Origin of the sequence: Fluviispira multicolorata, from assembly GCF_009208585.1 — a bacterium.
GTDB lineage: Bacteria > Bdellovibrionota_B > Oligoflexia > Silvanigrellales > Silvanigrellaceae > Silvanigrella > Silvanigrella multicolorata.
Window position 1 is genome coordinate 93,570 of the sequence record NZ_WFLN01000004.1, and the last position, 12,315, is coordinate 105,884.

Consider the following 12,315-nt stretch of genomic DNA (forward strand, 5'->3'; position numbering starts at 1 on the left):
CAAAATGATCTTAAACTCAGAGTTACAAGAAATTGTACAAGGTTTTTTTGAAGCTAAAGTTATTCAAATAAAAACAAATCCAATGTTTAAATTAACAAGTGGTAAAGAATCTCCTGTTTATATTGATCATAGAAAAATATTCAGTCATCCCTCTTTAAGAAAAAAAGTTATTAAAAATTTAGGTGAATATCTTCGAGAGCAATTTTCAAAACAATTTCAATCGGAAAATATTGTTTTTGCTGGGACGGCAACAGCTGGTATTGCTCCTGCATATGCTTTAGCAGAATATTTTAATTGTGGTTTTATTTATGTGAGAAGTAAAGCAAAGGATTATGGTCTAAATTCTGTCGTAGAGGGCTTCATTCCTGCAGGCGCTTATGTCATTGTAGTAGATGATATGGTAACAACTGGTGGGAGTATTTTACAGGCATGTGAGTATGTTCGTAAAGAAGGGTTTCAAGTTTTAGCTTCTGTAAGTATATCTCAACATGAGTTCAAAAAAGTGGGAGAAAAGTTCTCCTTACAAAATAAACCTTTATACAGTCTCTTTAAGACATCTGAAATTTTTGATATCGCTTATGGGAAAAACCTGATCTCGGGGCATGAAATGAAGTTGATAATGGAGTGGTTAACTCAATTGGATGAATAAAAACGCAGTTTTTCAACAACTCTTACTTGTTTGGGAAAGAGATTATCGCTCTTTTATACAAGGAGTTAGAAGCTCTTTATCAATTTTATCTGTCATAATTTTATATTTTTTTACAAAAAATCAAGAACTTGTTTTTTTAGGTTTGTGTGCATTGAGTTTAACACAGGCCTGTACGCGATCACCTTATTGGCGGTTTGAGTTTAATATTTTTCTTGCTTATTTAATATCAACAGCTCTTATTTTGATTGCATATGCATATTCTAAATCATATGTTACTCTTGCTTTGTTTTCATTTTTCTTAGCTTTTTTTATCCATATTTTTTCTTACTATAAAATACCTTCGGTTTATTCAATATGGATATTTATAATCCCACAATATTCTTTATTCGCTCAGTATAATTTTCAAATAACAGTGGAACATGCTGTTATGAATACCTATGCATTTTTAATCTCTTTTTTTATTTGTGCGGTTTTATTCCGTCCACGCATTAAAAAAGAGTGCTTACATGAAATGCGTTCTATTTTGAGGGAGATGGCATTTTATCTTGAATCTGTCGAGAATTATACTTTTAATAAATCCGATGAATCTGCTAATTACTTGACTTTAAGAAGACAAAAAATATTTTTGAGAATTCAAAGCCTAAGATTAATGTTAAACGAAATCGATCAACTTCGAAAAAAGAGCAGAAAGTCACAAGATACTTATTATATATTTTATGTATTAGCGACCCTTGAAGAACGTTTTATCGAAACAACCATTGGAATAAGTATAAAATTAAGAGCTCTAAATATTCCACTTAAATATGAGACTCAAGTTAGAAATGTTTTCTATTCGCTTAATAAAATTAATAAATCTCTATTAAGTTTTTTAGTTTACAATAAAAATATTAAGATTGATGATATTAAAAATATTTATGAAAAGCTAAATGTAGATGTAAAAAAAGAATTTGCAAAGATTGAGGCTGTGCACGTCGATTTCGTAGATGATGAGTTTTTTACTGAGCTATTTGCCGTTGCTTTGCAATTAAAAGATAATATTGGTTTATTAAATGCTGAGTTTAAATTTCTTTGTCGAAATGAGTAAAAGAATGTTGAGACATTTGCATTTTAAAGAATTTTTTAAAACAATGATCAATTTTGAAATAACAGAGGTTCGTCAAGCTTGGCGAGCAGGTGTCATCTGTGTTTTAGCAGTTATAATTGATGAATTTTTTTTGAAGACGGAGTTTCCTGGTTGGATACTGATAACGGCATTGGTTTGTCTACAGGCAAATTTTGGTGCAACAATAATTAAGGCAAAGCAAAGACTTGTTGGTACTGTTTTAGGCTGTGCGCTTGCTTATCTTATTGTCTATCTTTTCCCAAATGATTTTAAGATTTATATTATAATTATTTTGTTATCCATAGTATTTGCAATTTATAATAGTGTGACAACAGTTCAATCTTATACATATTCAATTTTTTTCTTCACTTTAGCACTTATGATGTTGTATGTTACTGTTCATCCTGATGGAATCTCATTCGCAATATTGCGAATTGAAGATGTCACTTTAGGAGCTTTGCTTGGAACATTAGGCTCATTTTTTCTTTGGCCAAACTTTGCAAAAAAAAGTTTTCACAGTGATTTAAAAAATATTATTAGAGACAAAGATATTTTATTCCAATATATTATCGAATGGATTGAAGGCAAAAGAACATACGATGAAGTATATAATCAAAAAGTTCTATCTGCCACACAAAATCAAGGGGCGCGTAATCGAATTTATGAAATATATTATGAAATTGGAAAAAGAAACTTTCCTTCAAAAGAGTATGAAGCTTTTATTCTTTGCCAAGAAAGAATTCATTACTCTCTGTTAACAGTTTTTAATGCATTAAGAGTGGGTTCATTAGAAAAAAGAATGGATTCATTTCTCTATGTTAAAGAGCAAATGCAAAAAATACAATCCTATTTTAATGAGTCGGTTCTACGTCTTCCTTTTACAAAGGAAAATGCTTTAGAGTTACGAATAAATTCGTTGGATTATTGGAATTTTCAAGATGTAGAAGTAAGAATCACAAAGGATCTTTATAATAGTAAAGGAAGGAAAATTTCATTTGAAGAAATTAAGTTGCGCTCATTACTTGAAAGACTTTTCCAAGAAATTAAGATGATGAATATAGAAATCAACAAATTGCATGAATATTATTCAAAATAATTAATTAAATGTCATTTAGACAAAAAACTTTTCTTATCTATAAATATTTTATATGCCTGTATGTTGATATGACGGCTATATATATGGCAAGGTGAGCTTACTGATTTTTGTTGGTTCTGTTGGAGAGCATATTATGTATCTTATTGGATTCGATATTGGTGGGACAAAAATTGAAGCTATGCTTCTTCACTTTGGTAAAATGAAGAAGGAAGAAAGTTATATTTCTTCATTTGAGTTTCAAAAATCAACCGGCGAAATTGTTCCAGGGTTTATTCTTTTTAAAAAAAGAGTATTAACCGAACGCCATAATGGTTATGAACAAGTCATTGATAAAATGGCGCAACTTGCGAATGAAGTCTGTGCTGAAAGATGTATTGATCTTCATTCCTTATCTGGAATCGGTTTGAGTGTACCTGGCCCCGTAGATCCTTTATCAGAGCTTGTTACTTCAAGTAATACAATGATTTTAGTTGGTCATAATTTACAAAAAGATCTTCGTTCTAAACTCAATGTAACATTTCCTATTTTATCGGAAAACGATGCTAATTGCTTTGCTCTCGCAGAAACACTTTGTGGAGCAGGAATAGAGCACTTTAAAAAAACAAAAATTCCTGTAAACAAACAGGTTTCTGTCGGTCTTATTTTAGGATCGGGTTTTGGTGGTGGTCTCATTGTGAATGGTCGTGCTGTCACTGGTCGTAGAGGTGGAGCAGGAGAAGTTGGACACATGACACTCTATTCTGATGGTTATCCATGTTATTGTGGCCGGAGGGGTTGTGCTGAGCAATACCTATGCGGACCAGCCCTTGAAGCTTCATTAAATAGCAGAATTTACTCTCAAATTGAAAAACGTCCTTCAGCTCATGAGATATTTGAACTTTATAAAGCTCAAGATCCAATAGCGCTTGCTGTCGTAAAGGAGTATAAAAAGAATTTAGCAATATTTTTAGGTTCTTTAACTTGTATGCTTGATCCTCATTATTTTGTTTTTGGTGGGGGCTTGAGTTTACAAAATATTATTTATGAAGGTATGGATCGAAAAATAGGTGAAAATACTTATTTACCAGATGAGCCAGTCACTGTTTATAAACATAAAATGGGTGATTCTTCGGGGGTAATTGGAGCAGCACTTGTTGTACTAGAACAAAATTGTTTGCACTTTTAAATAATCCCTTCCAAATTTTTTCTTATGGTTTTAAGAACTTTTGCAAGAATTGTTTTTTCTTGTTCTGATACGTCTTTTAAAACTTTTGGTCTGATTTGTTCACTGACAAGCAATGCATCACCTAATTTTTTTTCTCCTAAGAAGGTGAGTTGTAAACTTTTAGCTCTTTTGTCGTTGCAGTCATCGTGCTTATCAAGCCACTTTTTATTCTCCATATTTTCAAGAGAGCGCGTTAAGCTTTGAGGCTCAACATCCATAACAAAAGCAAGGTCAGCCTGTCGAATACCTGGATAGCGTCCTATGTATACAAGTATTCTTCTTTCAAGACGACTCAGTTCGAAGTCTTTAGCAAGTTCACCGAGTTTATTTCTCCACAAATTAATCGTGTCGATAAAATAAAATTCTAAAAAAGCTTCTGTTGATAAGTTTTCAGAACTTATTTTTTGGAGAGCTTTTACTTTGTCTTGTGAGGTATTTTCTAGATTTTCCATAGATTCCCTTTTCAGTTAATAATTAACTGTCTAATGTTTTGATAAAGTCTTCGATAGATGCACTGCCTAATAAAATAAATATAACTGGAAAAATAAAGAAAACCAGTGGAAAGATCATTTTTACGGATGCTTCGCTTGCTAATTTTTCGAGCTCTGAATTTGTCTTCGCTTTTAACTGACAACTTACCTGCGTTAAATTGTCAGTTAATGAAGTCCCAAGTTTTAGTGAGAGACTAATATTTTCAAAGACTTCACTCAGGTCGTCATGGAGATTGGGCTGAATGGCAGCTTGAGTGGCTTCGAAAAAAGAGGAGCCGAGATAATATTTTTTAAGAACAAATTTACATTTTTCTTTTAATTTTTTATCACTAATCGAATGGCTAGCTCTTTCAAAAGATGTAAAAATAGGTAGACCCGCTTGTAAATTTAGAATTAAAGTATCTACAAAGTCTGTAATTGCGTATTTAGAGATTAAGTTTTTATCTTTTTTAATTTTTATAATTTTGTTTAAATTTAAAAAATTCATATCTTTGATTATGCAATTACTTGGATTTTTTATATTTGAATTGGCATGAGAATGCAGTGGCTTTAATATTTTTTTTACTATTAAAATATTTGTAGCAATAGAAAATAAAATTATGAATTTTTCATTCAATTTTTGTGATCCTTTTTAGAAAAAATATTCCAATTATATTTAGTATTAAACTTAAAATGAATAAAATATTCCCAATTTTATTATGAAAGAAAAAGGTTATGTGTGAAGGAGAAATATAATAAATTATTAAAAAAAGAATTATGGGAACACAAGAAATGATTGTCGCTTGCAATTGCATTTGTGCAGTCAAAACTTTTATTTTCTGTTCTATAAAAATACTACTTTTTGTTTTTTCTTTAGCTTGATTGAGAGTACGGATAAGATTTGATCCATTCTGGTGACTTAACTGTATTGCGTTAAGAACATAGTTTAAATGTCTCTTGCCGAGTAAAGAGCTTCTTATATCGATGGCTTTTTTTATAGATTCTTGAAAAGACATTCCTTGTTGATAGGAACTAATAATAATAAATAAGATCCTTTTTATTGTGGGGCTCCAGAGCGATTTTTGTGCGACTAAAGTCATTGCCTCAGAAATTTGTACACCCGCTTTTAAGTAGGCGCTTAAAAAATCTATTAAGGTCGGTATTTCTGAAATCAAACGCTTTTCCTCTTGCTTTAATTTTAGAGTTGACAAAATATGAATATAAAATTTTTTAGCATATGGATAAAAAATAGTTAATATTGGAAAAATAGCTAAATAAATTTTTTTTATGTCTATATTTTTTTGTAAAATAAGCATAAAATTTGAAATAAATAAAATTGCGGTTAAGTAAAATTCATTTGTAGTTAAATTCATTTGTAGTTAAATTCATAAATAGGCTTCGTCAAAAAGGTTTTTGTTTGTTCGCAAAGAGTTACAACCTCATGAATCGATGTCACACATCTTTTTCCATTCGATAGGCGAGAAAGTTGAATAATATAATGAATAGCAGTGCTGATTTGCTCTCGAATGGCCGTTGATGGTAGATTTTGTGAAGCAAACATAACTAAAGTTTCGAGTCTAAGCAGAGCATCTCGAGGAGAATTTGCGTGGATGGTTGTCATACTGCCGTCATGACCTGTGTTCATTGCTTGCAGCATATCGAGAGCTTCTTCACCTCTACATTCACCAATTATAATTCTATCAGGGCGCATACGCAGAGCATTTTTAAGCAGAGTGCGAATTGTTACAGCTCCTGCCTTTTCAGAGTTTTCGATGCGGGTTTCAAGGCGCACAATATGTAATTGTTGAAGCTGGAGTTCAGCCGAGTCTTCAATGGTGATAATCCGTTCATTTTGAGGAATAAAGGAGCTTAGACAATTTAAAAAAGTTGTTTTTCCAGTACCTGTGCCACCTGAGATAAGAATATTTTTTTTTGAAAGAACTATTTCGTTTAAAAACTCTCCTATTTCTTTTGTAATAGAAGAATTTTCAATGAGATAAGTCATGTCAATGGAAAACTTAGGAAATTTTCGGATAGTTAGACAAGGGCCATTTAAAGAGAGAGGTGGTATTATTGCGTGGACACGTGCGCCACTTGGCAAGCGAGCATCACAAAAGGGTGTGCTTTCATCAATTTTTCGTCCTACTGCGGTGCAAATTCTTTCGATGAGAGTCATAAGTGAACTTTGAGGATCAAATTTAATGGGAGATAATGAAAGTTGTCCCTTGCTCTCAAAATAAGTTTTTTGTGCATTATTAACTAAGATTTCAGATATATCTTCATCTATTAAAGGGAGTGTTAGAATTCCAAAGTCATTAATTTGTGCACAGACACACCAAATAATTCTTTTAAATAAATATATATTTTCTTTATCGAATATGGAATTTTCTTTCCAATAAAAAGTGTCTAAAAAAGTAGATGCGGTTTTAACTATATCAAAGTAATGATATTTTTTTGTATTTAAGTGAGAAATAGAATACTGTGAAAGTTCATTTTGTACTTCTAAGAGCGTAATTTTAAATAGATTTAAGGAGAAAATTTTTGTAATGCTCTCATAAATTTTATTATGAATATTATTTCTCTCATTAATATCTTCTTCTTTTAAGTTTGGAAAAAGAAAAAGATCAATACATGAAGAATTAAATTTATTTTGCATCAAACTATTTAAAAAGAAACCGTCTGTATTTTTAAAATTTATAATGACTTGATTATCTAAAAAATAAAATTTTTTACTCAGAAAATAAGTTGAAACAATTTTATTCCTTATTTCAAATATAAATCCATCATGCAAAAATATTTGACTAAATATTTTATTCTTATCTGAATGAGGTAAAATAATATCACAATCATTTGTATTTCCAATTGTTAATATACTTCTGTCATTAACATAGGCAATTTTCTTTTTAGAACTGTTAACTATGCTCCAATTCATTTGGCTTTTCTCCATTTAATTAATAATAGGAAGGTTCAAATTTATTAAGTTATTTTTTCATATTTATTTAATGCTTTTTCCTTGAATTATTTGAAATGAATCATCCTTTATTATCTTTTTAATAATAGGATCTTCGATAAATTTATTAAAAGTCATTGCGGAAGATTTTTTAGAAGAATAATCATTTGGATTGCGTAAGGATACTGAAAAGAATGAATACTGTTTCATAAAAGAAATAATTTTTACTTCATCTGGAGAAATGTAAAGACTTAAAGATTTACTCGAATTTCTTTTGCCTTGTCTGCTCGTTTGTGTGCCTATTCCAACAATTTCAATGCCATCAAGAATAGTTTCGGTGACCTTGCCAAATTGAGGGATTTGTATATGAGCAATGATATCAATGCGATCACCAATTTGAAGGTGCTCTAAAAGTGAATTTTGTTCGACCTCTAATACAAAAAGTCTTTTTCCGAAAGGAATTTTTTCAGGGAGAGTGGCTGTTTGAGAAATGGAATGAAATAAATTCTTTACGAGTGGCGTATTTTCATTGACATATGTGAGGATGGTTTTACCTCGGATGCTTTCAAATTCAGAACTAAGTATAAAATGATCTTTATTTTCTCCAAGATCTAAATAAACGAATTTTATATTATCATCACCCACAATATGTCCTTTTGAAATATTTTTCTTTGCTACGGCAACCGCGTACTTATTTCGATTTATTTTTATACTGTCTTCACTTGTAAAGACGTAAAAAAGTAAATATTGAATGGCAGTTGTTAAAATTGCGAGCAGAATAGTTAAAAATAATTGTGACTTATTATCAGAATTATTGACATTTTTTTGTGGATTTTCTTTTAGATCATTCCATAATAGATTTGTATTTTTCATATTGAATATTAATTTTCGAGTTATTTAAAGATTTTCTTTATCAAAGATATCTTCATCTTTTTTAATTGAGGTATTGCCAGTGACTTCTGAAGCATTTTTTTGTGCTTTTTCTGCAGCCATGGTAGCATTTTTTTCGGATGCATTGATTTTATCAATGCTTTGTCCTGCAATTGCTCCAGCAAGGGAAGCTATCTTTGCTTTTATAGCACCACCAAAAAATGCCGTTGCAGCAATGGAAGCAACTGCAATAAGACTCAGAATAATAGCATATTCTGTTAGCCCTTGACCTTTTTCTGACTTCATTATTTTCAAATGCATATTTGTCATCCTTTAAGTAATAGCGTGTTTAAAACAACAATATTTTCTTTAAAATTTACTTTTTCTTTAAAATACAGATTTTAATCTGTGGATTAAGTATTGAAAGCATTGAAAAATATATTATCTAAAAATACTAATATTATTTTTAGTAATAAAATAAGGAGTTTTATGAAAAACATAAATCAGAATACTATCTTTAGTATTTAAAGATCAGTTTAAGCATAAAAAACTCTGTAGAAAACAGTAATTGAGGGTTGCAGTGTGATCAAACTAATAACAGAATTTGAGCAAAACGCATTAAAAATTAATGAGAATCAAGTGAATTTAAAAACTCCAATTGGAATTCAAGCATCTATGACTGGCTTATTAAATCATATTTCTCTTTCTCTAAATGAAGGTCTTCTTTATAAGAAAAAACGTTTATTTCATACTTTTGGAATGACTTTTCCTATTGGTGTAATATGCTTTAATAAAAAGGGAGCGCTTTTATGTTCTCCCAAAGTTGTACCAAAAAATTGTCTCTTTATTGCTCCTAAGGGGAGTTTTTATACTGCAGAGATACATCCTTCAATACTAAATAAAATTACTAAAAATAGCTATTTAAAAGAATTGAAAATCATAAAAAATAAATTAGCTAAAATGATTTATCTATTTTTAAAGTATTTTATATATATTATGCTATTTTTAACTTTTAAAATTATTTCTATATCTGCTTTTGCAAATGAGAATTTAAAAATAAATATTGGGAAGACAAAGGTAATTCAGCTTTCATCACCCCCTCAAAGTATTCAGATATCAGACCCTGATATTCTTGATATTCAGCGTATAGGACTTACAAATTCAATTAAAATCATTCCAAAACAAAATGGGTTTTCTTCAATTACGGTAAACTATATGGGAGGAGAAGAAAATTTTTGGAATGTACAGGTTGGTCATTCAGATTTTAATACACAATCGCACAGTTTTAATAATGATTCAGGACAAAACTCAAACTCATTGCCTTTAAATATTTTAACAACATATCTCAAAAAAATACGAGGTTTAAAATTAGTTATTAAAAATGGAAAAATCATATTGCTTGGTAATATAAAAAGATATGAAGATTTCCGAACAATTGTTAAAGCTGTTGGGACAAATGGAAAATTATTCTTTCCAAGCTATCTTATTTCTCCTGAAATAGAAGAAGGAGTTATTCATTCTTTACAGTCAGATTTAAGAATAATGGGTGAAAAAAATTTAACAATTATCAGTAAAGGAGGCATTTATTCTTTAACAGGAGTGTCTTCATCCCCCGTTGGTAAGCATAGATCTTGGATTTTTTTAAATGCAATATTACCAAATTTAGTCGATGCAACCAGTCATTTTACGGGTGATAGCAGTGTTGTACAAATTAATTTAGAATTTCTTGAAGTTGGAAAAAAGGAAGGAATAGGAGGTGGTGTTCAGGCTCCTGGAACACGAGCTCCTATTGCGACTTCACTCAATTTTTCTCCGTCACTTGTTGGTTCAGCATTAAGTGAACCTATTTTGCAAATTGCCCCTCTTCAATTTTTAATAAAAGCACTTGAAGAAAGATCTTTTGTACGCAATCTCGCTCAGCCTGTTGTAATTTCTCGTTCCGGAGAAAAGGCTTCTTTTTTAGCGGGAGGAGAAGTTCCTATTGTAACAACTCAAAACTCTCAAAATAATCAAAGCTCATCCGTCACATTTAAACCATTTGGCATAATTTTTAATGTTCTTCCTCGTGTGCAATCGGATGGAAGTATTTGGTTAAAACTTGATTTAGAGGTAAGTGATATTTCAGAACTCTATTCAAGTCAAAATATTCCTGGGTTTACAAAACGCAAAGTGAGTACAAATATAATTTTAAAGGATAAAAACCTAGCTCTTTTAAGTGGTTTAGTGCAGGCAAAAAATACAAAAAATATTGAAAAATACCCTTTCCTTGGCAGTATTCCTATTCTCGGTGAACTCTTTAAAAGTAGGAAATTTAATGATGAAGAATCCGAATTGTGGATTGCTGTATCTGCTTTAAGAAGTGATTTAGAAGAAGAAAATCTTGGAGTTAAAAATTTTCTTAATATGAAAGCAGATGCTTTTAAGAAGAACTTAAATGGAAGCCTATTAGATTGAGGATAAAATGTATCTAATTATGGAGCGGGAAAGCGGTATTTTTCATTTTAGCTTATCTCCAGTTTCGGAAAGCAGCATTTTAAGAGCACTTATTTTAAATATGAATGAGAATAAAATAGTATTAAACAAAAAATATATTTTTATTGCTCTTGAAATACCTCACTCTTCGAGCCAATTCATGGACTATCGCTTTGTTTTTAATAATAAATTTTTAAAAGAATTTATCTTTCTTTTGATAACTAAAATTATTAATATAGTTTATTTTTTTAAAAATAAACTGAAAAAAAATAAACTGAAAAGAGTAATATCCTTGACGTTGCTAATATTATTTTCTTTTTTCATATTTGATTTGGGAATGATTGAAGAAAAAACATATAATTTATTTGCAAATAATATTCAAAATGAAAGTATTTTTACTTGGAAAAATTACTTTATAAAAAGTAAAATTGCACAAAAAGTGGCACATAGAAAAAACTTTTTTATCCATGAAAAAATACCGAGTATTCGAGGTATCACTGATTTTAAAGTACTTCCATTGTATTATAAAAATAAAAATATAGAAATATACAATGGATTTTTAGCTGTTTCTTATTCAAGAATTTTAACTGTAAAGGGAGAAGAGTCATTTATAAAAAATCCTGTTGAGTACTGCTCAAAAAAAGGATTAAGTATATTTCATATTACTGAAAAAGATGAGATTTTAATTTTTGAATCTTCTAATATAAAAGATAAATTTAGAAATGATTTTTTCGCTATTTTTTCTGAAAATGAATTATTAAATAGATCTAAAAATAAAAATGATTATTGTAATTATTTAAATGAATTTATTGGAGAAAATAATTGAGTTCAGATATTTATATCCTTGAAATTAAAAATAATAGTTTTTATTCAGTCAAAGAAATTGAGAATAAAATTTCATTTAGTATACTTTCTAACACAGAATTTCTTGTGAATGAAAATGATAAAAAATCTGTAATAGAGTTAAATGAGGTTTTTTTATTCAATTCTGATTACTATGTATTTTTAAATAAGAATAATGAATTTTATTTTTTATTTTCGAAAGAAAATCAAATTATTTTTCCTCTTCTATCAACAAGTATTTTTAGATTTGTTGAAAATCAATTTCAATTTGGAGTATTGAAAATACTTAATGCAGGTTTTTATAAATTTATTATAATAAATAATAAAAAAATAATTATAATTTTATTATTTATTATGTCATTTATTCAAAGACAATATATCTCTCTAGAGAGTGATTCATATAAAATAAAATATGAATCAAAAAAAAATATTTATGCAGGATATAAAAAAATAATTAAAAATATATCTATTGAAAAAAATATTCTTGAAAGTTTAAATACACAAAAATCAATCATTTATTCAAAAGAAAAAATAATAAAAAGCAAAGAAAATACCAAGAATAAAGTGCCAAAAGTAGAATATTTTGTGAGTGATCCTGATATCGAAATTTTCTTGCAATTAAAAAAGTAAAATTATAATAGGGAGTTATGAGTTTAAAA

At 29.2% G+C, this 12,315-nt stretch carries 13 protein-coding genes; 7 read left to right on the forward strand and 6 right to left on the reverse strand.

All coding sequences use genetic code 11. From position 1 onward, the window contains the following. Positions 1-4: 4 nt before the first annotated feature. The 4 genes from GCL57_RS00490 to GCL57_RS00505 all read left to right on the forward strand — a co-directional run bounded on the left by GCL57_RS00490 (position 5) and on the right by GCL57_RS00505 (position 4,012). Positions 5-649, forward strand: a complete 645-nt coding sequence (locus GCL57_RS00490; RefSeq protein ID WP_152211296.1) for an orotate phosphoribosyltransferase — start codon at positions 5-7, stop codon at positions 647-649. Next, positions 642-1,733, forward strand: coding sequence for a hypothetical protein (locus GCL57_RS00495; protein WP_152211297.1), 1,092 nt, complete (start codon positions 642-644; stop codon positions 1,731-1,733). Before GCL57_RS00490 ends, GCL57_RS00495 begins: the two co-directional genes overlap by 8 nt. Continuing rightward, entirely contained in the window at positions 1,699-2,847 is a 1,149-nt protein-coding gene (locus tag GCL57_RS00500) for an FUSC family protein (protein ID WP_152211298.1), read from the forward strand. The genes GCL57_RS00495 and GCL57_RS00500 overlap by 35 nt, the downstream gene beginning before the upstream one ends. Positions 2,848-2,980: 133 nt before the next feature. Beyond that, a complete protein-coding gene (locus GCL57_RS00505) occupies positions 2,981-4,012 on the forward strand; it encodes an ROK family protein (protein ID WP_152211299.1) in 1,032 nt (343 codons plus the stop codon). On the opposite strand, the gene GCL57_RS00510 is transcribed toward GCL57_RS00505, so the two are convergent. The 6 genes from GCL57_RS00510 to GCL57_RS00535 form a co-directional block, all read right to left on the reverse strand. Next, positions 4,009-4,503 carry a MarR family winged helix-turn-helix transcriptional regulator gene (locus GCL57_RS00510; protein ID WP_152211300.1) on the reverse strand — a complete coding sequence of 165 codons (495 nt, stop codon included), beginning with the start codon at positions 4,501-4,503 and terminating at the stop codon, positions 4,009-4,011. The genes GCL57_RS00505 and GCL57_RS00510 overlap by 4 nt on opposite strands. Positions 4,504-4,525: 22 nt before the next feature. Continuing rightward, entirely contained in the window at positions 4,526-5,158 is a 633-nt protein-coding gene (locus GCL57_RS00515; RefSeq protein WP_152211301.1) for a type II secretion system F family protein, read from the reverse strand. Then, the gene (locus GCL57_RS00520; protein ID WP_152211302.1) at positions 5,151-5,894 is read right to left on the reverse strand and encodes a type II secretion system F family protein; all 744 of its coding nucleotides are present in this window, start codon (positions 5,892-5,894) and stop codon (positions 5,151-5,153) included. The genes GCL57_RS00515 and GCL57_RS00520 overlap by 8 nt, the downstream gene beginning before the upstream one ends. After that, positions 5,891-7,453, reverse strand: coding sequence for a TadA family conjugal transfer-associated ATPase (locus GCL57_RS00525; RefSeq protein ID WP_161597518.1), 1,563 nt, complete (start codon positions 7,451-7,453; stop codon positions 5,891-5,893). Before GCL57_RS00525 ends, GCL57_RS00520 begins: the two co-directional genes overlap by 4 nt. 63 nt (positions 7,454-7,516) lie before the next feature. Continuing rightward, positions 7,517-8,344, reverse strand: a complete 828-nt coding sequence (gene cpaB, locus GCL57_RS00530) for a Flp pilus assembly protein CpaB (RefSeq protein ID WP_152211304.1) — start codon at positions 8,342-8,344, stop codon at positions 7,517-7,519. Between the two features lie 24 nt (positions 8,345-8,368). Then, positions 8,369-8,662 carry a Flp family type IVb pilin gene (locus tag GCL57_RS00535; RefSeq protein WP_211363196.1) on the reverse strand — a complete coding sequence of 98 codons (294 nt, stop codon included), beginning with the start codon at positions 8,660-8,662 and terminating at the stop codon, positions 8,369-8,371. Positions 8,663-8,923: 261 nt separating this feature from the next. Here GCL57_RS00535 and GCL57_RS00540 point away from each other — a divergent pair, with 261 nt between their 5' ends. Genes GCL57_RS00540 through GCL57_RS00550 form a run of 3 tightly spaced genes read left to right on the forward strand, consistent with a single transcriptional unit; the run spans position 8,924 to position 12,286 of the window. Beyond that, complete coding sequence (locus GCL57_RS00540) at positions 8,924-10,795, forward strand: pilus assembly protein N-terminal domain-containing protein (protein WP_152211305.1); 1,872 nt, start codon at positions 8,924-8,926, stop codon at positions 10,793-10,795. 7 nt (positions 10,796-10,802) lie between these two features. After that, entirely contained in the window at positions 10,803-11,639 is an 837-nt protein-coding gene (locus tag GCL57_RS00545; RefSeq protein ID WP_152211306.1) for a hypothetical protein, read from the forward strand. Continuing rightward, complete coding sequence (locus GCL57_RS00550) at positions 11,636-12,286, forward strand: hypothetical protein (protein WP_152211307.1); 651 nt, start codon at positions 11,636-11,638, stop codon at positions 12,284-12,286. Before GCL57_RS00545 ends, GCL57_RS00550 begins: the two co-directional genes overlap by 4 nt. The last annotated feature ends 29 nt before the right edge of the window (positions 12,287-12,315 follow it).